Annotated in this window: 22 protein-coding genes; 6 read left to right on the top strand and 16 right to left on the bottom strand. The window is 69.4% G+C overall.

Features of this window, described 5'->3' with window-relative positions; translation table 11 throughout:
• Window positions 1-89: 89 nt before the first annotated feature.
• From AB3X10_RS19975 to AB3X10_RS19960, 4 genes are all read left to right on the top strand, one after another.
• Entirely contained in the window at window positions 90-896 is an 807-nt protein-coding gene (locus AB3X10_RS19975) for a cyclase family protein (RefSeq protein ID WP_369977145.1), read from the top strand.
• A 283-nt stretch (window positions 897-1,179) separates the two neighbouring features.
• Entirely contained in the window at window positions 1,180-2,463 is a 1,284-nt protein-coding gene (locus tag AB3X10_RS19970; protein WP_369977144.1) for a sensor histidine kinase, read from the top strand.
• On the top strand, window positions 2,456-3,223 hold the full coding sequence (locus AB3X10_RS19965; protein WP_369977143.1) for a LytR/AlgR family response regulator transcription factor: 768 nt from the start codon (window positions 2,456-2,458) through the stop codon (window positions 3,221-3,223). Before AB3X10_RS19970 ends, AB3X10_RS19965 begins: the two co-directional genes overlap by 8 nt.
• Before the next feature lie 41 nt (window positions 3,224-3,264).
• Window positions 3,265-3,669 carry a hypothetical protein gene (locus AB3X10_RS19960; RefSeq protein WP_369977142.1) on the top strand — a complete coding sequence of 135 codons (405 nt, stop codon included), beginning with the start codon at window positions 3,265-3,267 and terminating at the stop codon, window positions 3,667-3,669.
• A 564-nt stretch (window positions 3,670-4,233) separates the two neighbouring features.
• On the opposite strand, the gene AB3X10_RS19955 is transcribed toward AB3X10_RS19960, so the two are convergent.
• Complete coding sequence (locus AB3X10_RS19955; RefSeq protein ID WP_369977141.1) at window positions 4,234-4,851, bottom strand: hypothetical protein; 618 nt, start codon at window positions 4,849-4,851, stop codon at window positions 4,234-4,236.
• Window positions 4,852-5,098: 247 nt separating this feature from the next.
• Here AB3X10_RS19955 and AB3X10_RS19950 point away from each other — a divergent pair, with 247 nt between their 5' ends.
• Window positions 5,099-6,019 carry an oxygenase MpaB family protein gene (locus AB3X10_RS19950; RefSeq protein WP_369977140.1) on the top strand — a complete coding sequence of 307 codons (921 nt, stop codon included), beginning with the start codon at window positions 5,099-5,101 and terminating at the stop codon, window positions 6,017-6,019.
• Between the two features lie 24 nt (window positions 6,020-6,043).
• Here AB3X10_RS19950 and AB3X10_RS19945 read toward each other — a convergent pair whose 3' ends face one another.
• From AB3X10_RS19945 to AB3X10_RS19905, 9 genes are all read right to left on the bottom strand, one after another.
• A complete protein-coding gene (locus tag AB3X10_RS19945) occupies window positions 6,044-6,964 on the bottom strand; it encodes a hypothetical protein (RefSeq protein WP_369977139.1) in 921 nt (306 codons plus the stop codon).
• Window positions 6,965-7,022: 58 nt separating this feature from the next.
• Window positions 7,023-8,159, bottom strand: a complete 1,137-nt coding sequence (gene rffA, locus AB3X10_RS19940) for a dTDP-4-amino-4,6-dideoxygalactose transaminase (protein WP_369981910.1) — start codon at window positions 8,157-8,159, stop codon at window positions 7,023-7,025.
• A 65-nt stretch (window positions 8,160-8,224) separates the two neighbouring features.
• Window positions 8,225-9,832: a hypothetical protein gene (locus AB3X10_RS19935; RefSeq protein ID WP_369977138.1), complete on the bottom strand. Its 1,608-nt coding sequence runs from the start codon at window positions 9,830-9,832 to the stop codon at window positions 8,225-8,227.
• Complete coding sequence (locus AB3X10_RS19930; RefSeq protein WP_369977137.1) at window positions 9,825-10,262, bottom strand: EamA family transporter; 438 nt, start codon at window positions 10,260-10,262, stop codon at window positions 9,825-9,827. Before AB3X10_RS19930 ends, AB3X10_RS19935 begins: the two co-directional genes overlap by 8 nt.
• Before the next feature lie 25 nt (window positions 10,263-10,287).
• Window positions 10,288-10,956: an acetyltransferase gene (locus AB3X10_RS19925; protein WP_369977136.1), complete on the bottom strand. Its 669-nt coding sequence runs from the start codon at window positions 10,954-10,956 to the stop codon at window positions 10,288-10,290.
• Window positions 10,953-11,588 carry a class I SAM-dependent methyltransferase gene (locus AB3X10_RS19920; RefSeq protein ID WP_369977135.1) on the bottom strand — a complete coding sequence of 212 codons (636 nt, stop codon included), beginning with the start codon at window positions 11,586-11,588 and terminating at the stop codon, window positions 10,953-10,955. Before AB3X10_RS19920 ends, AB3X10_RS19925 begins: the two co-directional genes overlap by 4 nt.
• Window positions 11,569-12,498 carry a glycosyltransferase family 2 protein gene (locus tag AB3X10_RS19915; RefSeq protein WP_369977134.1) on the bottom strand — a complete coding sequence of 310 codons (930 nt, stop codon included), beginning with the start codon at window positions 12,496-12,498 and terminating at the stop codon, window positions 11,569-11,571. The genes AB3X10_RS19920 and AB3X10_RS19915 overlap by 20 nt, the downstream gene beginning before the upstream one ends.
• A complete protein-coding gene (locus tag AB3X10_RS19910; protein WP_369977133.1) occupies window positions 12,495-13,190 on the bottom strand; it encodes a WbqC family protein in 696 nt (231 codons plus the stop codon). The genes AB3X10_RS19915 and AB3X10_RS19910 overlap by 4 nt, the downstream gene beginning before the upstream one ends.
• The gene (locus tag AB3X10_RS19905; protein WP_369977132.1) at window positions 13,187-15,001 is read right to left on the bottom strand and encodes a DUF6077 domain-containing protein; all 1,815 of its coding nucleotides are present in this window, start codon (window positions 14,999-15,001) and stop codon (window positions 13,187-13,189) included. The genes AB3X10_RS19910 and AB3X10_RS19905 overlap by 4 nt, the downstream gene beginning before the upstream one ends.
• 424 nt (window positions 15,002-15,425) lie before the next feature.
• Between AB3X10_RS19905 and AB3X10_RS19900 the strand changes: the two genes are divergently transcribed.
• Entirely contained in the window at window positions 15,426-18,428 is a 3,003-nt protein-coding gene (locus AB3X10_RS19900; protein WP_369977131.1) for an EAL domain-containing protein, read from the top strand.
• Here AB3X10_RS19900 and AB3X10_RS19895 read toward each other — a convergent pair.
• The 6 genes from AB3X10_RS19895 to AB3X10_RS19870 all read right to left on the bottom strand — a co-directional run bounded on the left by AB3X10_RS19895 (window position 18,418) and on the right by AB3X10_RS19870 (window position 25,195).
• Window positions 18,418-19,431, bottom strand: coding sequence for a Rieske 2Fe-2S domain-containing protein (locus AB3X10_RS19895; protein ID WP_369977130.1), 1,014 nt, complete (start codon window positions 19,429-19,431; stop codon window positions 18,418-18,420). The genes AB3X10_RS19900 and AB3X10_RS19895 overlap by 11 nt on opposite strands.
• 64 nt (window positions 19,432-19,495) lie before the next feature.
• Window positions 19,496-20,629 carry a diguanylate cyclase gene (locus AB3X10_RS19890; protein WP_369977129.1) on the bottom strand — a complete coding sequence of 378 codons (1,134 nt, stop codon included), beginning with the start codon at window positions 20,627-20,629 and terminating at the stop codon, window positions 19,496-19,498.
• Between the two features lie 463 nt (window positions 20,630-21,092).
• Entirely contained in the window at window positions 21,093-22,202 is a 1,110-nt protein-coding gene (locus tag AB3X10_RS19885) for a hypothetical protein (RefSeq protein WP_369977128.1), read from the bottom strand.
• Window positions 22,199-23,380 (bottom strand): ATP-grasp domain-containing protein, encoded by a 1,182-nt coding sequence (locus tag AB3X10_RS19880; protein WP_369977127.1) that lies wholly within the window; start codon window positions 23,378-23,380, stop codon window positions 22,199-22,201. The genes AB3X10_RS19885 and AB3X10_RS19880 overlap by 4 nt, the downstream gene beginning before the upstream one ends.
• Complete coding sequence (locus AB3X10_RS19875) at window positions 23,373-24,221, bottom strand: MBL fold metallo-hydrolase (protein ID WP_369977126.1); 849 nt, start codon at window positions 24,219-24,221, stop codon at window positions 23,373-23,375. The genes AB3X10_RS19880 and AB3X10_RS19875 overlap by 8 nt, the downstream gene beginning before the upstream one ends.
• Window positions 24,218-25,195 carry an NAD-dependent epimerase/dehydratase family protein gene (locus AB3X10_RS19870; protein ID WP_369977125.1) on the bottom strand — a complete coding sequence of 326 codons (978 nt, stop codon included), beginning with the start codon at window positions 25,193-25,195 and terminating at the stop codon, window positions 24,218-24,220. The genes AB3X10_RS19875 and AB3X10_RS19870 overlap by 4 nt, the downstream gene beginning before the upstream one ends.

Genomic DNA, 25,195 nt, shown 5'->3' with positions numbered 1-25,195 from the left:
GAGTCGGTTTCGGCGTTGCCCGCGTGGCGCGCGCCGCCTACCGTGGCGCCATCCCACGCATGCGGCGCCGCCCGCAGGAGTTCGTTCCGGTGACCAGCCCGCTTGCCGCCGTTTCCGCCGCGCCGCCGCGCATCGTCGACCTGTCGATGGCGATCGAGAACGATGTCCCGTCCGATCCGCCGGTGATGGAACCGAAGATCACCTACCACGGGCACCACCAGACCGCGCCGCAGATGGCGGCGTTCTTCCCCGGGCTCAGCGCCGCCGACCTGCCCGGCGGCGAGGGTTGGGCGATCGAGGAACTGCGTCTGACCACGCACAACGGCACCCACATGGACGCGCCCTATCACTACCATTCGACGATGGACGGCGGCGCGCCGGCGATGACCATCGACGACGTGCCGCTGGACTGGTGCCTGCGTCCGGGCGTCAAGCTCGATTTCCGCAACCTGCCCGACGGCCACGTGGTCGGCGCAGCCGAAGTCGAGGCGGAGCTGGCGCGCATCGGCCACGTGCTGCAGCCCTTGGACATCGTGCTGGTCAATACCGCCGCCGCGGCGCGCTACGGCGAGCCGGCCTACGTGGACAGCGGCTGCGGCATCGGCCGCGAGGCGACGCTGTACCTGCTCGAACGCGGCGTGCGCGTCACCGGTACCGATGCCTGGAGCTGGGACGCGCCGTTCAGCCATACCGCGCGCCGCTATGCGCAGACCGGCGATGCCAGCCTGATCTGGGAAGGCCACCGCGCCGGCATGCACACCGGCTATTGCCACATGGAAAAGCTGCGCAACCTGGAGGCGCTGCCGGCGCATGGTTTCCGCGTGTGCTGCTTCCCGGTCAAGATCCGCCGCGCCTCGGCCGGCTGGACCCGCGCGGTCGCGCTGCTCGACGGCTGAGCCTTCGCAGCAGCGCGTCCACCGCCGCGGCCGATGGCGCCGCGCCCGGTGCGCCGCGGCCACGCGGCCCTGCCGACAGTGCGCGCTGGCCGCCGCCGTGCCGCATGCCGTGCGGCATGCGACAGCGTCTCGGCGCGGCGCCGGTGCCGACTCCTCGCCAGCGCCGCGGTTTCGCCCCGACGATCCGGTGTCCCGTCCGGGCCGGCACGGTTTCGTCGCAAGGGGACTGGCGGCCGGCGCCGCCGCGGCTATGCTCGCCGCCATGTCACCGATCCCCGCCGCCATGGTTTCCAGTGTGTCCCTGATCGTCCGCCTGCTGTGCGCCTGGGTGGCCGCCGTGATCGTCGCCGGCTTCGTCTGGAGCGGCCTGTTCTACAGCATGGAGGAGCCGCCTGGCTGGTTCTTCGGCCTGCTGGCGATGCTGCTGATGCTGTCGGCGCTGGTCGCCGGCATCACCCACCTGCGCCGGGTCTGGCTGATCGCCGGGCGGCTGGACAGCGCCACCCTGTCCAGCCGCCAGCGCCGCCAGATCGAGATCCCGCTGGACACCCGCGAGGCCTTCGCGCTGGTCGATGCGGCGGTGCGCGAACTGCCGCGGGTGGAAGAGGTCGAGAGCGCCGCCGACAGCCTGCAGGTGCGCGCGAAAGTGCGCCGCATCGATCCGTACAACGGCCGCCCGCCGTCGCGCTGGAACCTGGCCGCGCGCTTCGCGGTCAAGCGCAACCAGGTGCTGGCGACGCTGACCCCCGGCGCCGGCACCAGCAGCCTGACCCTGCTGCTGGAACCGGACGCGAGCGCCTGGATCGACCTGTTCGCGGTCGACGAGGGCAGCAACTACGAGAACGCCGAGGCGCTGAGCCGCGCGGTGGCGCGCCGCGTCGCCGAGCTGCGCCGCGACGAGCAGGCCGCCGCCAAGCAGGCCGCCACCGACCAGGAACTGACCGTGGCGCGGCTGAACCTGCTGCACGCGCAGGTCGAACCGCACTTCCTGTACAACACGCTGGCCAGCGCGCAGGTGCTGGCGCGCACCGATCCGCCGCGCGCGGACCTGATGCTCGGCTATCTGATCCAGTACCTGCGCCGCTCGCTGCCCAGCGCCGAGGACGCGCTCAGTTCGCTCGGCGAGGAGCTGGAGCGCACCCAGGCCTACCTGGAGATCCTCAAGATCCGCATGGGCGCGCGGCTACAGCTGCAGCTGCAGGTGCCGGAGGCGATGAAGACGCTGGCGCTGCCGTCGATGATGCTGCAGACCCTGGTCGAGAACGCGATCAAGCACGGCCTGGAGCCCAAGCCCGGCGGCGGCACGGTCTGGATCCTGGCGCGCGCGTTCGACGACCACGTCACCATCACCGTCGCCGACGACGGCCTGGGCTTCAACAACCAGTCCAGCGGCACCGGCATCGGCCTGAAGAACCTGCGCGAACGCCTGCGCCTGACCTACGCCGGCGCGGCCACGTTCGCGATCGTGTCCAACTTCCCCAGCGGCGTGGCCGCGACGATCACCTTGCCGTGTCCGCCGCAACCGCCCGTGCCGCCGCCGCTGCCGACAGGAGTGCGACATGGTTGACGCGGTCATCGCCGAAGACGAGGAACTGCTGCGCAGCGCGCTGGTCGCGCTGCTCGGCGAGGTCTGGCCGCAGCTGCGCATCGTCGCCGAATGCGAGGACGGCGCCAGCGCGCTGGAACGCCTGGCCGAGCACCAGCCGGACGTGGCGTTCCTGGACATCCGCATGCCCGGCCTGAGCGGCATCGAGGTGGCGCGCGCGCTGGGCGAGGTGAGCCCGCGCACGCAGGTGGTGTTCGTCACCGCCTACGACCAGTACGCGATCGATGCCTTCGAGCAGGGCGCGGTGGACTACCTGCTCAAGCCGATCGTGCGCGAACGCCTGCAGGCGACCGTGCAGCGGCTGCAGGCGCGCGCCGCGCAAGGCCCGGACGTGGCGGTGCTGGACGCGCTGCTGCAGCGCCTGGGGCAGCGCCCGCCATCGCCCGCCGCGCCGCCGCCGCTGGCCTGGATCACCGCCAACAGCGGCCGCGAGACGCGGCTGATCCTGCTCGACGACGTGGTCTATTTCCAGGCCGACAACAAGTACACCACGGTGCTGACCCGCGATGGCGAAGCGCTGCTGCGCACGCCGCTGCGCGAACTGCTGGACGTGCTCGACCCGGCCGCGTTCCGGCAGATCCACCGCTCCACCATCGTCAACCTGAAGGCGGTGGCCTCGGTGGTCCGCGACGACACCGGCAAGGGCCGCATGAAGCTGCGCCACCGCGACGAAGTGCTGACCGTCAGCCAGCCGTACATGAGTCTGTTCCGCGGCATGTAAGCGCCGCCTCCCGCACTCCGCACTGGAACAAGGAATTCGCCATGCGTCTGCTTTCCGCGTTGTGGTCGTGCCTGCTCAGCCTCGTCGGCTGCCAGGGGCACGCCAATCTCGACCTGTCCACCAGCACCCACCGCGAGACGGTGGTGCATGCCAGCGAGCGCGGGGGCGCGGTGATCTTCAGCCGCACCTCCTACCGCGACGGGCTGACCACGTTCCGCTGCGTCGACAGCCGCAGCGGGCGCTGCCACTACCAGATATACGCCGCCTGCGCGGCGCCTGGCGCGACCGCCGGCAGCGGCCCGGCGGCGGCGTGCGCGCCACGCATGCTGCAGGAGTTCGACCTGCCGGTCGGCCAGCGCCGCGAGGTCGGCGGCCTGCCGCGCGACTTCAGCCAGTGCGTCGCGCCCGAGACACCGGCCGCGCCGCAGCCGTGCATGCAGGGCTGAGTACCGATAGGTCGCCGAAGCCGTTGCGTAGCTGGCTTCGCTCGTCGCGACTGAAGTCGCTCCCACAGGGGAATTTGCAGCGACCTGTCTGGGTGCACTGTGGGAGGGACTTCAGTCCCGACATCCCACCGAAGCCGTTACGATTCCCGACTCCGTTCGTCGCGGCTGAAGCCGCTCCTACAGGAAGCTCGCGGCCGACTTGCCGGGTGCACTGTAGGAGGGGCTTCAGCCCCGACAGGTTGCCGGAACTGCCGCGGCTCCCGTCTCCGTTCGTCGCGACTGAAGTCGCTCCCACAAGGGGACTTGCGGCGAGCCGTCTGGGGGCACTGTGGGAGGGACTTCAGTCCCGACCGCTTCCGGAGCCGGGTCGCTGGGTGGCTTCGTGCGGCGCTGTCGATACCATTCCTGCAACGATGCCGCAAAGCGCGGCAGTGCGTGCGTCCGGACCTTGCTTCAAGGGTGCAGCGGCGCGCCGCGGCGTCGGTGTGCAATGCGACGGTGCGGAGATGCCCCCGCACCGTCGCCGATGGCAGCGCGCGCTGCCGGTCGTGCGCGCTGACCGGCTCAGCCGGCGACGCGGAACACGCCGTTCTGGCCGCCGGGCGGCAGGCCTTCGAACTGGGTCAGGGCGGCGACCAGTTCGGCATGCAGCCGGATGCGGCCCATCTCGCGCATGATGCGGATGTCCTCGTGGCGCAGTTCGCGGTTGGCCACCACCTCGCGCTTGTACTCGAGGATCTCCGGATACTTGCGCGCCATGTTCAGCGCGTCGGCGACGCACTCCACCGTGTCGGCATCGGCCGACAGCCGCTCGCGGCTGTTGAAGGCGGTGAGCCAGCGCTCGAAGCCGGCGGTGCGGTCGAACATGTTGGCGATGAACCAGATCACGAACAGGATCGCGACCCAGGACGTGACCACGATGACGATGCGCGAGAAGGTCAGGTGGTAGTCGTGCTGCCACAGCTGGTTGGTGATGACGCCGAGGATGACCAGCGAGATCGCCTGCCAGCCGATGATCGAGGCCACCAGCCATTGCTGCTTGGCCTGGGCCAGCAGGTCCACTTCCGAACGCAGCTGCGCTTCGCTCTTGTGCTGCCAGTGCGCGACCTGTTCGGGGAACGAGCGCTGATGCAGCGCGTTGTCCTCCAGCAACAACCCCAACCCCTTGAACAAAGCGATCATGACAGGCTCCTTGCAGATGCGATGACGGACGACGACGTCGTTGGCGATCTTGAAGCAGCTTCTTTCTAGCACAACGGCCGGGATTGGCATGCTGCATCCGCACATGGCCGCGCCGCGACGCGGGGCCTGCGCACGCTTTCCGGGGCGGCTCGGCCGCCTGGCGCCTGCCGGCAGTGCCCCCGCCTGCCCGCCACCACGCGCGCAGCGGTTTGCGCGGCGCATGCAGGCCGCCCGCTACCATGGCGCGATGACCGCCATGCTGCGTACGCTCACCGCCCCTGCCGCCGCCCGCATCCGCCGCTGGGTGCTGGACGTGTTTCCGCGCGGCCAGGGCGGCATCGACTACGACCGGCCGCCCGGCGATGCCGGCCTGTTCGGCCCCGACAGCGTCACCTGGCGCATCCATGCCGAGTTCCCCGGCATGCTCTCCGGCGGCCTGTGTGCGTTGCTGCTGCAGACCCTGCATCCGCTGGCGCTGGCCGGCGTGTACGACCATTCCAATTTCCGCCAGGACCTGGTCGGGCGCCTGCGCCGCACCACCCAGTTCGTCGCCGCCACCAGCTATGCGCCATCGGCCGAGGCGCAGCGCCAGATCCAGCGCGTGCGCACGATCCACGCGCGGATCCGCGGCCAGACGCCCGACGGCCGCGCCTATGCCGCCGACGATCCGGCGCTGCTGACCTGGGTGCACGTCACCGAGGCCTACGGGTTCCTGCAAGGCTATCGCCGCTACTGCCGCGCGGTGCCGACCGCCATCGCCGACCGCTACTACGCCGAGGGCCGGCGCGTGGCCGAGGCGCTGGGCGCGCAGGCGGTGCCGGGGTCCGAGCGCGAGGTGCTGGACTACTTCGCGCAGGTGCGCCCGCAGCTGCAGATGGATGCGCGATCGCGCGAGGTGCTCGAGGTCCTGGCCGGCCTGCGCCTGCCGGTGCCGGCGGCGGGCCTGTCGCGCGAGCTGTTCCTCGGCGCCGGCGCGGCGCTGCTGCCGCCATGGGCGGGCGCGATGCTGCAGCGCAGCCGCCTGCAACGCGTCCAGGCCGCGGCCTCGGCGCGGGTGCTGCAGGGGCTGGCGCCGCTGTTCCGCATCGCGCTCAATGACGGCATCGCGCAGCGCGCCTGCCGCCGCGTCGGCATCGCCCCGCAGCGGCTGGCGCAGTGGCCCGAGTGAGCGGGTTTCGGCGTGGATGCGTGCCTAACCGCGCTCCATGACCGCCAGGCCGAATCCGCTGCGGCCATAGTCGTTGCCGTTGTAGAGCATGTAGCGTTCGCCCTCGTGATCGAACACGAAGGGATACTCGATCATCTGCGAATCCCAGCCCGCGGCGGAGGGCGCGATGCCCGCCAGGTGGTCCAGGCGCTGCCAGCGCAGGCCGTCGGCGGATTCGGCGTAGCCGATGCGGTAGGCCTCGCCGCGATACGAGTACCACATGCGCCAGCGGTCGGGATCGCGGATCACGCAGGGGCGGGAGATGGCGTATTCGCCGGCGTCGGCATAGTCGATCGCGACATCGCCGTTGCGGCGCCAGGCGATGCCATCGTCGGACTCGGCATACTTGAGGTGGTAGCGATGCCTCGGCTTGCCGTCATGCAGCTCCCAGCCGGTGCACGACAGATACCACATGCGCCACATATCCTCGCCGGGCATCACGCAGCAGCTTGCGCAGAAATGCGGCTCGGTGGCCGAGCGGTCGACGATCGGCCCGGGCAAGTGACGCGCGAACGGTTGTTCGGTTCCCGCTGCCATCGCCAGGCCGATCGAATTGCGGAAGGGCACGGTCACCCCAAGGTTCCAGCCGATGTAGTACAGATACCGTCGGCCGCGGTGCGTCGCCAGCCAGGTCGCCATCGCGCCGCTGTCGTCGAACTCGCCCAGGTCGCCAGGCTGCAGCACTGGCGCGGTGGCGGCCTCGAGGATGCGCTGAGGGTGGCGGATGTCGACGATGACGTAGGAGGTGAAACTGCGATTTGCCGCGTCGCGGCTGCTGAAATAGATCCGATAAAGGTCGCTGCGGTCGAGGCGCTCGGCGATCGGTACCGCGGCATAGGCATGCAGCCAGGGGGCCTGGCCGCTCGCGTTGAAGACCAGTCCCAGTTTCTTCCAATGCGCCGCCATGTGAACTCCCGTTGTCAGGCGCGGCCGCGGCCGCGAGTTGACGCGTGTGCGGAGCGGGTCAGCCGAGCGCGCGCGTGAATACGTCGACCACCCGGTCCTGCTGGGCTTCGCTCAGCCCCGTCCACAGCGGCAGGCGCAGCAATCGTTTGGACTGTCGCTGGGTGATCGGCAGCTCGCCCTCGGCGCGGCCGTAGCGCTTGCCGGCGGGCGAGTCGTGCAGGGGCACGTAGTGGAAGACCGATCCGATCCCCGCTGCGCGCAGCGTTTCCAGCACGCGCTGCCGATCGGCCTGCGGATGCAGCAGGACGTAATACATGTGCGCGTTGTGCTGGCAATCGTCCGGGACGATCGGGCGGCGGATGCTGCCGCTGCGTTCCAGCGCTTCCAGCGCGGCGTGATAGCGGTCCCAGCTGCGCAGCCGATCCTGGGTGATGCGTTCGGCTTCTTCCAGCTGCGCCCACAGGAAGGCGGCGGTCAGCTCGCCCGGCAGGAACGAGGAGCCGACGTCCTGCCAGGTGTACTTGTCCACTTCGCCGCGGAAGTAGCGGCTGCGGTCGGTGCCTTTCTCGCGAACGATCTCCGCACGCTGCGCCAGCGCGGCGTCGCGCATCAGCAGCGCACCGCCTTCCCCACTGATCACGTTCTTGGTTTCATGGAAGCTGTAGGCGCCGATGTCGCCGATCGCGCCCAGTGCGCGCCCCTTGTAGCTGGCCATCACGCCCTGCGCCGCATCTTCGATCACCTTCAGGCCGTGGCGTGCGGCGATGGCGAGGATGGCGTCCATCTCGCAGGCAACGCCGGCGTAATGCACCGGCACGATGGCGCGGGTGCGGGCGGTGATGGCGGCCTCGATCAGGCGCTCGTCAAGGTTCAAGGTGTCTTCGCGGATATCGACGAACACCGGAATGCCGCCGCGCAGGACGAAGGCGTTGGCGGTGGAGACAAAGGTGTACGACGGCATGATGATTTCGTCGCCCGGCTGGATGTCCAGCAGCAGGGCGGCCATCTCCAGCGCCGCCGTGCAGGAATGGGTCAGCAAGGCGCGCGCGCCGGTACGCCTCTGCAGCCAGTCGTGACAGCGCCGGGTGAATGGGCCATCGCCGGCGAGGCGGCCGTTGAAATGCGACTCGGCGATGTAGTACAGCTCCTTCCCGGTCATGTGCGGCCAGTTGAAGGGGATGGAATCGTTGCTCATTCGATGCGTGTCCACAGTCTTGGAAGAGTCGTCTGGTCGAAGCGGATCGGGGCGGCCATGGGCGTTCACCTCGCCGCCATGCATCGGTGGCGGCTGGCGAGCAGTGCGCCGGCCCGCCATACCTGCAATTGTGCCGGTTCGCCGTGCAGGCGCTGCGCGCAATACAGGTCCAGCCACTGCAGGCGTTGCTCGTTGGCGATGATTGTCACTCCGTCGCCTTGTTGCAGCAGGCGGACGAATCCGCGTCCTGCCTGGTCCTCGCGCCTGGCGACCGAGTTCGGCACCAGGGTGAAGGCGCCCAGCGAGTACAGCCGGTATCTGCCGCGTTCGGCGGCGCCATTGAAGGGGCGGTAGACGGCTTCGAAGGGGAAGGTGGCGCCCCACACCACGATGGATCCGCGCGGAAGCGATGCCAGGTCGCTGCGCGCCTGTGCGTCTGCATGCTGCACGGTCTGCCATGCAGCGACCGAGAGCCACGCATTGGCCCCTGCCGCAAGTGCCGCGACGGCGAGGATCGCGTGGCGCTTGCTGCTGTGGCCTGCATCGACGAAGAGCAATGGCGCGATGGTCAGCAAGGCGATCAGCGGCACGTACACGCGCAGGACGCCCGGCCGGCCGAGCAGGCCCAGCACGAACACGGCCGAGGCGCAGAGAAGCCAGGCAAGCGCGACCTTGCGGCTCGGCAGCAGCACGCCCAGCAGCAGTGCGGCAACCAGCAGCGGCAACAAGTTCGGATGCCAGAGCGCACGGATGCCTTGCCAGCCGGTGGCCAGCCCGTTCTCGCGAAGCGGCAGTGCGCCGGCTTCGGCCAGCATGGCTTTCAGCGCGGTCGGATCGGCAATGCGCGGGTCGGCGAAGAACCATCGACTCAGCAGGTCGATGTCGTTCGTCGTATAGCCGTGGCGCGCCAGGATGTCGGGGCGTGTGTTGAGATAGTCGCCGGCGCCGAAATCGGTGAATGCGGCGCGCACCAGATTCAGGTCGTTGAAATCCTTCCACGCCGGCGTGGCGTACGCCTGCCGGTCCAGCAGCGCGGCGGCGAGCAGCGCGATGCACAGCGCTGCAGCGGCCCAGCGCGGCGCACGCCCCTGCGCGAGGGAGCGCCAGGGCAGCAGCGGCAAGGCGACCAGCATCACCAGCAGGAATTCATGGCTGCGTACCAGGCAGCTCAGGAACATCAGCGTCGCGCCCAGCCACAGCGCCGGGATACGCCCCGTGTGGGCGTGGAGGCGCAGGCAGGCCACGGCAGCCACGGCCAGCAGCCCGGCGTTGACGGTGAACTGCGGAAGCAGCACCGGGCGTGCCAGCACCAGCGCCAGAATGCTGATCGCCAGCATCCAGCCGGTGCCGAGGCGCCTGAGGCAGTACAGCAGGGTGGTCCCGACCAGGACGAGCACCGCGAAGGTCGCAAGCGCATAGCCGTCGATGCCACCCGGCGTGGGCAACAGGCGCACGATGTAACCCCAGACCACATTGGAGAACACCAGGTTGGGCGAGCCGACGGCGGCCATGCCGTAACCATGCGCCAGCATCGCCATGCCCACATCGTCGTTGGTTTCCCAGCGCGGCGAGTAAGCGGCGCACAACGCCGCTACCGAGAACAGGACGACCAGCAATGCGCCCAGCCACTGGCGCCACTCGGCAACGGAAGGACGCGCGAGCGGCTCAGCCACGCGCGGCCACGACGGTTCCTGCCACGATCAACGCAACGCCTGCCACGCGCTGCGGCGTCAGCGGTTCGCTGAGCAGCCAGCCGCTCAGCAATAGCACGATGACGAAATTCAGGCTCATGAAGGGATAGGCGTGGCTGAGTTCGAAACGGGTCATCGCCGCCATCCATGCCAGCGAGGCCAGGAACGCTGCGGCGAAACCGGAGAAGATCGCCGGGTCGAACAGCAAGGACACCAGAAACTTGAGTTTGTCGAACGCATCGGCGGGCAGCGGACCCAGCTTGGCGATCCGCCATTTCAGGATCAATTGGCCATACACGGTGAAGGCGATCGTGGCGGCGATGTACAGATAGTCCAAAGGCCGTGGTGGCATCAGCAATGCTCCGGCAGGGAAGGGCTGGCCCGGTGCGCGGCCAAGCAGGCGGCGCGGCACGCTGCGTTTGCTGCGTGTCGGCAGGTCATATCTTTCTCAGTCGCGTGCTGGGGACGGGGGATCGCTCGGTCGCGGCACCGATATACAGGCCTTCCTGCTCGGCATCGCCCAGCAGCAGGGCGCCGGCACCGACCACGGTTCTGTCGCCGATGCGGATGTGGTCGCGCAGCGTCGCGTTCACCCCGATGAAGCATTGCTCGCCGATCTCCACGCCGCCGGAAACGACGATATGCGAGGCGAGGAAGCAGTGGCTGCCGATCGTGGAATGATGGCCGATATGGTTGCCGCTCCACAGCGTGACGTTGTCGCCGATCCGCACGAACGGCTGGATGGTGTTGTCTTCCAGCAGGAAGCAGTTGTCGCCGATCCGGCCGTCGTTGAGCACGGTGGCGTGCGAGCTGATGTAGCTGGCGAGCCGATAGCCGGCCGACTTGGCGGCCAGGTACTTCTCCTTGCGGATCGCGTTGAGCTTGGAGTAGCTCAGCGCGATGAAGATGTCGTTGGCTTCGGGCGGATAGGACGCGGCGAGGCGATCGAACGCCACCACCGGCAATCCGCAGAAGTGGCTGTCGGTGATGTACTCGGCATCGATCGTGAACGCCACCACCTCGTAGTCCGAGTCGGTGCTGAAGTAGTAGTGCGCCAGTTGCGCGATGTCGCCCGCGCCGAAAATGACCAGTGGTTGTTTGCTCACAGCGGTTTCCTCACCAGGATGGTGAATTCATACAGATCGTAATCGTGCAGGAGCGCGACATTGCGCGAATAGCGGCGCTTGCACAGATCGAAGTACCTGCAGGGATCGGCATAGTAGAGATGCTCGCGCATGCGGTCATGGTCGGAATAGCTGGTCAGGCAGTTGAACGCGAAGCCGGCGCGGCTGGTCCGGTCGAGGACGTCCAGCGTGGCTTCCACGTAGGACTGCCAGCGTGCCGGGTCGTGGCCGAGCCGCACGTTGAAAGTGCCGCTGGCCATGCCGTAGTCGGCAATGCGGTCGGGTTCCGCGGCGACGACGAACCTGGCGTTGGGGTCGGCCTCGTGCCGCTTGGCCGCAGCGGCGGCCATGTCGGCGGAGACGTCGAAGCCGGCGTAGTCCACGCCGGCGTGTCGCACCCGCAGGTAGTCGTAGAGTGCGGCGTAGCCGCAGCCCAGGTCGTTCACCGAGAATGCGCCGTCGTTGCCGACCAGCGTGCAGAGCTGGGCGAACCTCAGGGTCTGGCTGTCCTCGCCGTTCCAGTCGACACCGCGCGCCGTCTGCCCGTGCCGGGCCAGCTTGTCGCTGTAATAGCCGGCGACGTCGGCGAGCAGCTCAGTCGTGTCGTTGTGCATGGATCTGCCTCACGATCGTATAGGGGCGCTGCTTGGTTTCGGAGAAGATCTTCGACAGGTAGATGCCGATGACGCCGATGAAGGAGATGATCATGCCACCGAGCAGCCAGATCGATGCCATCACCGAGGTCCAACCGCTGAGCGGTCGTGCCAGGAATGCCCATTGCACCAGCAGGTAGGCGCTGTAGGCCAGCGCCATCAGCGAAATCGCCACGCCGACGTAGAAGATGCCGACCAGCGGCGTATTGCTGAACGAAGTGACCGAATTCACCAACAGCGAGAGCTTGCGGCGCAGGGTGTAAGTGGTCTGGCTGGTGCTGTGCTTGGTGACCGGAGACGGGTGCTGCCTGAAGCCGGTGATATGCCACAGGCCGGCCATGAACACCTCGCGTTCGCGATGCGCCACCAGCGCCTGCACGTAGCGCCTGCGCATCAGGCGCGCCGTGACCACGTTTTCCGGGAGCGCCATGCCGGTCAGCAGCTTGAACGCGCGATAGAACCACTGCCCGCTGACCCGCTCGAACGCATTGCCCTTGCGCTGCACCTGCATCCCGAACACGACGTCGGCCTCATGGCGCTGCAGCTCGTCGGCGAACGCGGCGAGCCATTCGGGTTCTTCCTCCAGGTCGCTGTCGATCAGGAACACCAGCTCGCCGGCGGCATGCGCCAGGCCGGTCATCATCGCCTTGTGGTGGCCGAAATTGCGCGAGAGATCCACGACCACGACGTGCGGATCGGCTGCGCTCAAGGCGATCGCCAGGTCCAGGCTGTGGTCCGGAGAGCCGTCGTTGACCAGGACGATCTCGTAGTCGTCCGCGACCAGTCGCTGCGCAGCGAGGCTTGCGCGCCGATGGAAGTCGGCGATGTAGGGCGCGGACTGGTAGAGCGTGGAGACGATCGAGAGCTTCATGGATGTATGTGCCTCATGTACCTGTGCGTGTCCGGGCCGCAATTGAAGAGCAGGTCGAGGATGCTCACGCCGTGCACGAAGTCGCCCCATAGTTGCGGGTATTCGGGATAGCCGGCGTAGTCGAACCAGACCAGGTCGATGCCGTACTGCCGGAACACGTCTTCGTCGATGTAGTTCTTTGCCGAGGGGCCGGAAATGTAGGTCGTGGCCCCGACTTTCGCGCACAGATCGGCCAGGCGCTCGGTCTTCGCGTCCAGCAACGCATGGTCGGACGAGCTGCTGATGACGGTGTCGATCTGCAGATAGCCGCATATCGCTTCCAGGAAGCGCCGGTTCATCCGCGAAAGATGGGTGTGGGGTTCCAGGTAGAGCGGTTGCAGCCAGGCCGCGATCTCATCGAAATACGGGGCGCGGCGATAGTTCTGCGCGAGCGAGCGCCAGTGCAGTTCGGCCCATTCGTGCCCGTCCAGTTCGGTGTCGGCAATGCGCTGATGGTACTTGCCCTTGGTCAGGACCGGTACGGTCAACCATTGCACGCCTTGCGGGGTCTTTATCTGGTTGCGGTTGCGCCAGTCGCGGCGGGTGTACTGCATGTCGTCGTACAGCACGAACTCGTCGACCGCGGCGATCAAGTCGAAATAGCCCTTCCAGGGGATGTAGTTGGATTGCAGGATGGCGACTTTCTTGGTCACTTCTGGCGCCTTGGTGTATGGCTGAATACGTCGTACCCGCCCGCCACCGCGAATGCCCGGCGATAGCCTGCAGCGGCGAGCTGGGAAGCGATGGCGTCGTGGTGATCCGCATTGACGGGAACCAGCACGTGCCGCGGCCCATCGGCTGCAGCGATCATGGCCCGGAAGGCATTCTCCGCCTCCGGCGTTTTGCCATTCCGGTACAGGTAGAAGGCGGCATCCAGTCTCTGCTGGAAGGAAATGGGCGCCGGTACGCTCGCCATCATCAGGCCGAGATAGTCTTCGCGCATGAAATACTGCGGAAAATGCGACGACAGCAGCAGCACGTTGCTGGCGATCCCGATGGGGGCCAGCACCGAACCGGGCGCGGCGCGATCAACGAACTGCTGCGCGGAAGCCCGGTCCGCTGGACCTATTTTGTATCCCGGCAAGGCGAGCGTTGCGCCATTGTCGTGCCGCAGCACCGAGGTCGGCCCGATCGTCGCCAGCAGGCCGGCAGCGGCCAGGCACAGCGCCGCCCAGATCGGGCCGGTGCGGCCGGCATTCGCCAGCGGCGCCAGCGCCAGTGCCGCGAGCAGCGGAAACGGAAGCAGGTAGAACATCCGCCAATAGATGTTCTCGGTGGTCAGGTGCAGCATGACGAAATGCGACACCCACGGATTCAGCAGCAGCACGCACAGCGTTATCACCCAGGTGGCGAAAAAGCGCCGATACGGGGAGAGCGCGAGAATCAGCGCGAGCGAGGCCACGAACAGCACCGGGGTCAGCGGGTAGTCCGGATTGACGATCAGGCGCAATTGATCCGCGAACGACTTCGGGAAGCCGGCGTTGATCTGGCTGCCTGCGGCGATGTTGTCTACCGCGTAGAAGCGAAAGCCGATCGCCATCAGCACCAGCGGCGCCAGGGAAGCGCCATAGCGCACCGCCGGCAGCAGCGCCGCGATCGGGGTGAAGGGCCTGGATTCCTGTACGTGGATCGCCAGGGCCAGGGTCATCGCCAGGAACGGCAGAAACACCATCGCCGTCGGCGTGGCGGCGGCCATGCCGATGCCAAGCGCTGCAAGGATCAGCCATGTGCTCGACCGCGGCTGGCGCAGATAGCGCAGCGAGAAGTAGATCCACGCAGGCACGCCCACGGACAGGAACATGTACTTGCCATGGAAGGCGCGGGCGATGCTCAGGTTGCCGTAGGCGCGATGCGACTCCCCAAGCGCCAGCAGCAACAGCAGGTAGAAGGCGCTGCAGATCAGGACCGTGCGGGGACGCGTTTCGAACGAGCCGATGACGACGATCGCCGCGGCGCACATCAGGAAACCGACGATTCCCGGAAACAGCACGTGGTACACGTCCAGATACGGGCGGCCGCCGAGCCAGGAAAGTGCTGCCTGGGTGAGCTCGTAGTAGGGGAAGACGCCGGATTGGGGCGTTCGCTCGAGGCCGGCCAGCCAATTCACGCTGGAGTCGATCGGAGCATCCGGATGCTCGACGTAATACACCGCCTTCGGCACGTAGATGGAGTCGTCGATATCGGGGCGGTTGATCGACATCGCCAGCCAGCCGCCAGCCAGTGCCAGCGCCAGTGCGCCGATCAGGTGCAGGCGCTGCCCGGGCTGGTCCAGGCGCCGATAGCAGCCGATCGCGTGGACCGCCGTCGCCAGCAGCGTCGCCGCCGCCACGCCACCGATGATGCAGGCGGCGACGGAGAAGCGCAGCGAGAATTGTTTGGCGAGCATCAACGATGCCGCCGACGTTGCCAGGAAGATCGCAAAGGCCGCGAGGCAGGCCGCGAGGATTTCATGACTCTCGTTCATGAAAGTAGAGGGGGGGCGATTGCGCGGAAGGCTTGCCACTGCGGCCTGGAGTCCAAAAGGGAGGCATGGAGGTCGCGCGTTCGCTTGTGCCCCATTCGATCGCCGAATGGGACCACCCTTGCCGGCCCGCTCCCTCCTTGCGCATTTTACCGTCACGCAGCGTTTTTTTTGGGGATCTTGGCGGAAGTTGGGGGCATCAGCCCGCGCGGAGCGGCGAGTGCCTGCATTCGCCCGATAGCGGTACCCTCGCTCGAAGCGGTGCGGCATGCGCCGAGATCCCCAACTGTGCAAGCGAGCCGGAGCGTGATTCCCCATTGCCGACTGTATTGTTCATGTGCGGCGACGGAGGTGCTTGCCGCAAGCGCAGGCCTGGATGCCAGGGCGATTCAAGAATGGCGTGTCGGAGCCGCTCTAAGCAGCACCTATGCTGCATCCGCGCTCCTCCGCCGACAAGACGCGCGACGTCCGCTTCAGGCAGCGCCTGCGGCGCGCGTTGCGGGCGCCGTTGCGCGCGATCCTGGTCTGGGGCCTGGGGTTGGCGGTGCTGCTGGCCTGCGGGCTGGCCTACGTGCTGGTGCAGGACCGCGACACCCGCCTGGCCGCCGCGCAGCGGCAGAGCCTGGCGCTGGCGACCGGCGCCGACCGGCTGCTGCAGCTGGAGCTGGACAACCTCAGCCAGGCGCTGCGCGGCGAAGGCGTGGGCGCCGAGGCGCTGTTGGCCGACGCGCCGGCGCGGGCACCGGAACTGATCGAGGCGTCGTTGCGCGGATTGTTGCTGCGCCATCCGGAACTGCACGATGTCGCGCTGCTGGATGCGCAGGGCCAGCGCCGGTTCGGTGGGTCCGGCGATCCAGGCGTACGCCAATGGGCGCTGGGTTCGCGCCGCAATGGCGACGATGTGTTCGTCGGCCCGTACCAGCATCTGGCCGACGGCGAAACGGTGGTGCGCCTCGCGTTGCCGCTGGCGTCGGGCGACTGGGTGGTGGCGACCTGGCGGGTCGCGGCGCTGCAACGCATCGTCGGCGGGGTCGATGCCGGGCGCGACGGCGTGGTCGCGCTGACCGACACGCATGGGGTCCTGCTTGCGGCCAGCAGCCCCGCCGCCGGCGCCACCGGTACCCGCGTGCGGCTGCCCCTGGGCCTGGTGCGCGGGCTGCCGCAGGGCAGCGCGCTGGGCATGCACCGCGCGGTGTTCGGCCAGCAGGCGCGCATGCTGGCGGTCAGCGGCGGAGGCGACTATCCGCTGCTGGCGGTGGCCGGGCTGGCGGTGCGCGAGGCGCTGGCGCCGTGGTGGTGGTTCGCCGGCGCCGCGCTGTCGGTCTATCTGCTGTACCTGGCCGGATTCGCCTACCTGCTGGGCAGCCTGCGCCGCGCCGAAGACCGCCAGCGCCAGCTGCTGGAGCGCTTGCGCCGCGGCGACGAGGACCTGCGCCTGGCGCACGAGATGGGCGGCATCGGCACCTGGCGGGTGGAGGCGGACCAGCACCACTTGCTGATCGCCGAACCCACCGGCGCCATGTTCGGCAGGCCGCTGCTGCGCACGACCTTCGATGCGTTCCTGGCCTGCGTGCACGACGACGATCGCACGCGCGTCTCCCGCCTGTTCCAGGATGCGATGCAGGGGCGCAGCGAATACAACACGGTGTACCGCGCGTACCTGCCCGATGGGCGCCTGCGCTGGCTGGCCGTGCGCGGCGCGCGGGTGCAGGGGCGCGACGGGGTGTGCATGACCGGCGCGGTGCAGGACGTCAGCGAACGGCTCGAGGTGCAGGCGCGGCTGTTCGACGCCGAGCGCCAGTTCCGGCTGGTGTTCGAGCGCAACCCGCTGCCGTTCTGGCTGTTCGCGGTGGAAAGCCTGCGCTTCCTGGAGGTGAACCAGGCCGCGATCCGCCAGTACGGCTACAGCCGCGACGAGTTTTTGGGCATGACCCTGCTCGACCTGCGCCCGCCCAGCGAGGCCGCACGGCTGATCGAGGACGTGCGCAAGCCGCGCGACGGCTTCGACGAACCGAGCGTGTGGGTTCACCGGCGCAAGGACGGCAGCCTGCTGTCGGTGCGGATCCACAGCGCCGACCTGGACTTCGGCGGCGTGCCGGCGCGGCTGATCCTGGCCGAGGACGTCAGCCAGCGCATGGCCGACGAGCGCGAGCTGGCGTTCCGCGCCAGCCACGACGTCACCACCGGGCTGCTCAATCCGCGTGCCCTGGCCGAAACATTGAACGCGCGCCAGGAGGGCGGCTATGCGGTGGCCTACGTGCAGCTGCGCGGGCTGGCGCTGATCGGCGACACCCTGGGCCGCGCCGCCGGCGATGCGGTGCGCTGCGCGGTGGCGGCGCGGCTGCGCGGGCTGGGCGAACGGTTCGGCCTGACCGCGCACCAGCCGTCGCAGGATTTCGTGCTGGCGGTGCTGGATCCGCGGCAGCTGCCGCAGGCGCTGCAGGCGCTGCTCGAGGCGGTGTCCGCGCCGGTGCAGGGCGGCGGCTTCACCCAGCAGCTGCAGGCGCACATCGGCGTGGCGCTGTGCCCGGACGATGCCGCGGGCGCCGAGGAGACCATCGGCAGCGCCGCGCAGGCCGCGCATGCGGCGCAGGCCGAGGGGCGCAGCGTCGCCCGCTTCGAACGCAGCATGTCCGCGCGCATCGGCGAACGCCTGCGCCTGGCCGGGCGCATCCATCAGGCGATCGCGCGGCAGGAGTTCGAACTGCATTTCCAGCCGATCCTGCGCGCCGACAGCGGCGCGCCGCGCCTGCTCGAGGCGTTGATCCGCTGGCCGCAGGCCGACGGCAGCTGCATCGCCCCGGACCAGTTCATCCAGCTGTGCGAGGACACCGGGCTGATCCTGCCGCTCGGCCGCTGGGTGCTGCAGGCCGCCGCGCAGGCGCGGCGCCAGTTGACGCAGCACGGCTGGGCCGAGCTGCCGGTGGCGGTGAACGTGTCGGCGCTGCAGTTCTTCGACGGCGACCTGGTCGCGGACCTGGTGCAGGCCTGCGCCGATGCCGGCCTGGCCGCCGATGGCCTGCACCTGGAACTGACCGAAAGCAGCCTGATGCGGCAGCCGCAGCAGGCGCTGGAGGTGTTGCGGCAGCTGCGTGCGCTGGGCGTGTGCGTGGCGCTGGACGATGTCGGCACCGGCTTCTCCAGCATGGCCTACCTGCGCGACCTGCCGCTGGATACGCTGAAGATCGATCGCAGCTTCGTCGCCGAGGTGGATCGCGACGCGCGCAACGCGTCGATCTGCGAGGCCTTGCTCACGCTCGGCCGCAGCCTGGGCCTGGAGGTGGTCGCCGAAGGCGTGGAGACCGAGGCGCAGCTGCAGTGGCTGCGCGCGCACGGCTGCGACCATGTGCAGGGCTATCTGCTGGGACGGCCGGCGCCACTGGCGCAGGTGATCGACGCGCTGGGCGCGCGCGAGAAAGCTACAGCATGAGATCGATGGCGTGCCGCGCGCCGGGCGCGGGCAGCGGTTCGCCGTCCCAGTAGCGGCGCAGCGGTTCGCGCACCAGGTCCAGCACGGTGGAGGCGCCGCGTGCGCCCGGATAGCGCTGCAGGTTGCGCGACTGCAGCGCGAGCATGCGCCGGTCCTGCTCGCCGACCTTGCGCAGCAGCGGCCACACCAGCCAGCGCACCGCCCACGCCGGCGCCCAGCGCCCGTCCACGTGCAGGCTGGCGAACACCTCGGTGCTGCGCGGGCCGACCGGGGTGAAGTGCAGGGTGATGCGCACGCGGCCGCCGCGGGCGTAGCGGTACTCGATCTGCGCGCTGCCGGGCGCGGCGAAATGCGCGCGTTCCAGCGTGCGCGGCGACTCGAACAAGCGGTACAGCCAGCCGCTCTGCGCGGCGGCGCCGGCGTAGTCGACATGGAAGCCTTCGCCCGTGGTCTGCAGGCTGGCGCGCATCGCGCTGCGCGCGCCGCCGCGGCGCACCAGGCCCGGATGCAGCAGATGGGTGTGCAGCGGGTCGAGGAAGTTCTCCAGCGCATCGACCACGTGCGCGTCCCAGCGCGTGCGCCACAGGAAGCGCCGCGCCGGCGGTTGCAAGGCCTGCACCAGCGGCGCCGGCCGCGCGTCGCCGTCGGGATCCGGGCGCAGCCAGATCAGCCCATCGTGTTCGCGCGCGGCGAATGCGCGCACCCGCACCGCCGGCAACGCCTGCCCGGGCGGCATGCCGGGGATCTCGCGCAGCGCGCCGTCGCGGCCGAAGCGCCAGCCGTGGTACGGGCAGGCCAGGCCATCGCCAGTGGCGCAGCCGGCCGCCAGCGGCGCATGCCGATGCGGGCAGCGGTCTTCCAGCGCCAGCAGGCTGCCGTCGGCGCAGCGCGCGATCGCCGCATGCCGGTCCATCACCGTCACCGCCAGCGGCCGCTGGCGCAGCGTGTCGGCGCGGGCGACGGCGAACCAGTGCCGGTACAGCGAGGGATGCCAGTCGTTCATGGCGCATAGCGTCGCATGCGCGGCATGCGCATGTCCGGATGCGTGCTCGAACGCTGGCGGTGCGCTAGGCGACGATCGTTCCGGTGACCCGGTTGCGTCCGCCGCGCTTGGCCGCATACAAGGCCTGGTCGGCGATGACGACCAGCTTCTGCCACTCGATCTGCGCCTGTGCCGAGATGCAGTAGCCGATGCTGACCGTGCAGGCGACGGCGGCGCTGGACGCGGCGGGAATGTCCTGGCGTTCGATCGTGCGCCGCAGGCGTTCGGCGATGTCGCGTACCACCGGTTCGTCGCCATGCGGGATCAGCACCATGAACTCTTCGCCGCCGACCCGGGCCAGCAGGTCCGGGCTGCGTATATGCCGCGCCAGCGTGTCGGCGATGGCGATCAGCACCTGGTCGCCCACGGCGTGGCCCAGGCGGTCGTTGATCGTCTTGAAGTGGTCGACGTCGATCATCAGCACCGCGATCGGCGCATTCCTGTCGCGCGCCTCCTGTGTGGCCGATTCGCCTTTTTCCCACATGACGCGGCGGTTGGCGACGCCGGTGAGCGAGTCCTGCGAGGCGTGGCGAATCAACTCCGCATTCATCTGCCGGGTCAGCATCCACAGGAACCCGGGGGTGATGATCGAGGTCAGCACCATGCGCGAGAGCAGGCCGAAGGTCGTGGTCGGGTCGTGACCCGTGTCCGCGGACGGATGGATCGACCACCATGCGATGCGCATCGCCAGCATGAACGCCCACAGGAAATGGAACGCGGCCGTGAAGCGCGCCGCGGTGCGCACGATCGCGTCGTCGCAGCGCCACAGCGCCATGCCCGTGGCGACAGTCAGCAGGCCGCGCAGCGTGCAGCCGAAGATCACCATTATCTTGTGGTTGTCGCCGGCTTCATGCAGGAAATAGATTTCCGCGGTGCCCAGAACCGCCGTCGCAACCAGGATCGGCCATGGCAGCAGCGGCCGGCGCAGATAGGCGTTCACCGCAACCAGCGTCAACACCGTGGCGATGTCGAGCGTCAGGTTGCCGATCAGGGTCAGCGCGTCATCGTGCTGCGGCGCTACCGGCAGCAGCAGAAGGAAAAAGCCCGCTGCAAAGATGCCGTAGCTCAGGCTGAGAAGCGCCAGTCCGCCGACCTGCTTCGCCTTGCGTCCAGTCAAATGAATGCCAAGGAACACCGCCGACGAGACCGCCGCCAGCAATGCATTGACGATCAGCAAGGTGCCAGCGTGAGCCAGGTGTGCAATCCATTCCACAGGTCCCCCGATCCGCGGCAGAAACGATTTTCAGGTGCCGCCCAGTATAAGGCAGCGAGAATATGCGAGCGGCGCGTTTGCGGCCATTTCCTTCGCGAAAATGTAATCCGGTATCGACCGATGCGCATGCGTGCGCGGGCCTGACAGCGGTGATCGCGCGGAGGGTCGTTTCTCCGGTCGCGGCGTGGCAGTCCAGCGGGCAGGGTCGATTCGGTCCGTCCATCCCCCTGGCATGAGAGAGCACCGGCATTATCGGCATCGCACGCCGGGTCTTTAGGAAATCTTTGGTGCGCTCGAACCGGAGACGGCGACCAGGCCGAACGTGCTCGGGCATCCATGCGGGGGGCGTTGCCCGCGCGCGTGATAATCGCAAAGGTTCTTCATTTTCATACGACTTCGGGGGCAGGCCTCATAACCGGTAGCGTCGCATCAGCGGCACGCCGATGCGTTGGGTCAGCGCGCCGAGCGCGGTGATCGGCTGGCGCCGGCGCAACGGCAGGTGGCGCGCATCCACCGCGCTGTATTCGATCACCGGGGTGCCGCCGCGCTGGCGCTTGAAACTGGCCGCGCCGGCGCTCTGGTTGAGCCGGCGACCGTGCCGCAGCGCATGCTCGAACCCGCAGGCGGTGAGCGTGCGGTACAGCGCCAGCCGCTGCGGCTGTTGCAGGTCGTAGCCGACGATCGGCGCGGTCAGCGTGCGGCCGATTCCGAACAGGCCGGTTATGCAGGCCAGCGCACCGTCCTCGCCGCGGAAGCCGTCGAAGCGCAGCAATCCTGCGCGGTGCCAGGCGCGCAGGAACCGGGCGTGGTAGGCCGGATTGCAGCGCGAATACTTGTCCAGGTACAGCTGCGCGTACAGCGCGGCGATGCGCGGATAGTCGGCTTCGCCGATGGCCCCGTTGCCGCAGCGTTGCAGGTCGGTGCGTGCGGTCAGCTTGAGGTCGCGGGCCAGGTCGCGGTGCTGCAGCAGCGCCGGCCAGTCGTCGTACAGATACACCTGGCGGCTGCCGATCAGGGTGAAGCCTTCCGCCTGCAGCGCGTCCAGCCAGTGCGGCGTGTCCACCCGATTGAGCGAGCGGAACCACAGCGCATGGTCCGGCCAGCGCGCGCGTGCGGCGTCCAGCAGGGCGCGCAATCCGCCGCGCGGCAGCGGCGGGTACAGGTTGGTGGACAGCAGCCAGTTGTTGAGGATGACCGCGCGGTCGATGCGCGCCCAGTCCAGCCACGCGCCGATGCCGCCGCACAGGCCGCGCAGCGGCGCGGCCAATGCCGGCGGCAACAGGCGCGCGGCCTCCTCGGCGGCGTAGTCGGCATAGGTGGTGCGCGGCGAACACACCCAGGCATTGCCCGCGCGCTCCTCGCTCACCGTGACCGGCATCGACAGCGCGCCGGCCTGCAGCATCTCGATGCGCGCGTACAGATTGCCGGCCACGCCCTGCGCATCGCCGCCGGCATGCAGTTCGGCGAAGCGCTGCGCCTGCACGGCGTAGTCGGCACCGGCGTCGGCGGCGTCGGTCATGGCGGCGGCAGGGCCTCGCCGTCCCATTCGATATCGCGGGTGGAGGCCTCGCGCAGGGTGCAGCGCTGCGCCAGCGCCAGCCGCGCATGGCTGCCCAGGTCGCGCAGCGCGCCGGCCAATGGGCGCCGATCGCCGCGCGGCGCCAGCACGTCGTCGGCACGGGCGTAGTCGTGGCGCCATTGCTGCAGTCGGCCGTGCCGCAGCGCGGCCGGCAGCGCGACGCCGAGCATCAACGGCCCGAGCATCGCCGCGCGCGTCGGCGCCGGGCGCACGACCGCGGCCGGCTCGCGGCGGCTGCCGTCCAGTGCCGCGACCAGCGGGTCGGCCGCGGCGAACAGGTGCAGGCCGCTGGTCGCGCGCGGATTGCATTCGATCACGCTGTGGCGGCCCTGCGCCGAGACGATCCAGTCGAAGGAGAGTTGTCCGCTGAAACCGAGCTTGCCGACCAGTTGCGCGGTGAAGCGCTCGATCTGCGGCGACGGCGCGGCGTCGAAGTAATAGCTGGAGCTGCGCTGCAGGCGGTAGCGCGGCCGGTATACCGCATGCGCCAGCAGCACGCCGTCGCGGGCCACCGCGTACGAGCAGCGTTCCTCGCCGGCGCAATGGCGTTGCGCGATCCAGTCGCCCTGTTCGGGCAATGGCGGCGCGCCGGCGGGCAAGCCGTGCGGATGCACGCGCACGTGCACGCCGAAGCGCGAGTACTCCGGCTTCAGCACCAGCGGCGCGGTGCCGGCCCAGTCGCGCGCCTGCGCAAGGCTGCGCACCCGCGCGCTGTCCGGCACGTCCACGTCGGCCTCGACCGTGCGCGCCATCTGCAGGAATTGCCACTTGCTGTGCAGCGCGCGCAGCGTGTCGAATGCGCCCACCAGCACGTCCAGCTGCGCCGGCAGCACCTGCCGGTAGCGCGCCAGATAGAACACTTCCTCGCAGGTCGGCAGCAGCAGCGCGATGCGCTCGCGCGCGACCAGCGCATTGAGGTCGGCGATATAGGCGGCCGGGGCGTAGCGCGCCGGGGCGATGCGATGGCTGGCGGCGGCCGCGCGCGACCAGCCGGAGAGGCGGCAGGCCACGCTGTCGGCCAGGTGCACGCGCCAGCCCTGGGCGGCGAAGCGGCGCGCCAGGTCCAGCGCCACCGGCGCGCGTGCGCCGGTGATCAGCACGGCCGGCGCGCTAGCCATCGGCGGCCGTGTGCGCGGCCGGCCGCCATTGCCGGCAATGCGAGGGCACCATGCGCAGCGCCGGTTCGGCAAGACGCAGCGCATGCAGCCGCGCCAGCGTGTCGCGGTAGACGCGGTGTTCGCCGAGCAGGTGGGTGACCAGCGCCGGCGGCGGCGTGCCGTCGGCGATCGCGGCGCTGGACCAGGCCGCATCGGCGACCAGGAACACCGGCCCGTGCGCGTCCTCGAACCACAGCCCATGGTGGCCGGGCGCGTGCCCGGGCAGCGGCACCAGCAGCACGCTGCCGTCGCCGAACAGGTCGCGCAGCGTGCCGAAGGCGCGCAGCGCCGCGGGTGCCGGGCACGCCGGCAGCGCTTCGAACCAGTGCATGCGCGCGCGGCTGCCGTGCAGCAGCGCCGGCAGGAAGCCTTCGCGCAGCGCCGCCAGCCGCCCGCGCCGCTGCAGGTCGTCCCAGGCCTGTTGCGCGCAGGCGATGCGCGTCTGCGCGAAGTCGGCCACGCCGCCGACATGGTCGCCGTGGAAATGCGACAGCACGATCCAGCCGATCGCCGCCGCGTCGATGCCGTCGGCGGCCAGCTGTTCGCGCAGCGATTGCCCGGGCGCCAGATGCACCGGCGTCAGCAGGCGGTACAGGCGCTCGGGAAAGCGCGCGGTGGCGTCGAGAAAATGCTGCGAGTAGCCGGTGTCGAACAGCAGGTTGCCGTGCACCGGGTGCTGCAGCAGCGCCGCCAAGGCCGGGAACTGGCACGGCGCCAGCGCCGCGCCGCGGCGCGTGGCGCGTTCGGGATGGGTGCAGTGGCCGGCTTCGTACAGCCGCCAGCGCAGCGTCGGTGCGCTCATGCGCGGGCCAGGGCCGCGATCCCGGCCTCGGTGGACAGCAGCGGCGCGTAGCCGAGTTCGCGTCGCGCGCGGCCGATGTCCAGGGTCTGCGAATAGCCGAGCACGCCGATGCCGTAGCGGCTCAGCCGCGGCTCCGGTTGCCCGCGCCGGCGCAGCGCGATCTGCTCGCCGACGGTGGCCAAGGCCAGGGCCAGGCGGCGCGGCACCGGCAGCAGGCGCACGCGCAGCTGCAGCGCCGCGAACAGCTGCGTGAGCAGGTCGCGCACCGCGATCGGCGTGCCGTTGCTGATGTTGTAGGCGCGGCCGTCGCCGAGGTGTTCGGCGCGCAACGCGGCCAAGGCCGCGGCCACCGCGTTCTCCACGCAGCACACGTCGATCATCGCGCGCCCACCGTGCACCAGCGGGAACCAGCCGCGCTGCGCCACCGCCAGCAGCCGCGGCACGATCGCGTTGTCGCCGTGGCCGAACACCGCGCGCGGGCGCAGCACCAACGCCGGCAGTCCGGCCGCGGCGGCGGCGCGCACCTTTTCCTCGGCTTCCCACTTGGTCTGCGGATAGCCGCCGATCCAGCGCGCCGGCGGGGTGAAGTCCTCGCCCACCTGGTACTGGTCGGCGAAGCGGAAATAGATGCTCGGCGAACTGAAGTGGATGAAGCGTCGCACCTGCGCGCGTTGTGCGGCGGCGAGCATGCGTTCGGTGGCGACCACGTTGGCCTGGCGGAACACCTCGGCGCTGGCCCATGGCGCGGACAGCGCGGCGCAGTGGATCACCGCGTCGCAGCCGTGCAGCAGCGGCGCCAGGTCGTCGCGGCACAGTTCGGCACGCACCACGTCGATGCGCGGGTCGCCGGCGAAGGCGGCCAACGCGGTGGCATTGCGGCCGCTGGCGCGAACCTGCGCGCCTTCGGCGGCGAGGGTGCGGACGATGTGCGCGCCGATGAAGCCGGAGGCGCCGGTGACCAGGATGCGCGCCAT

Origin of the sequence: Xanthomonas sp. DAR 80977 (assembly GCF_041240605.1) — a bacterium.
GTDB lineage: Bacteria > Pseudomonadota > Gammaproteobacteria > Xanthomonadales > Xanthomonadaceae > Xanthomonas_A > Xanthomonas_A bundabergensis.
Note: the sequence above shows the minus strand (reverse complement) of the source record. Positions and strands in the feature narration are given on the sequence as shown.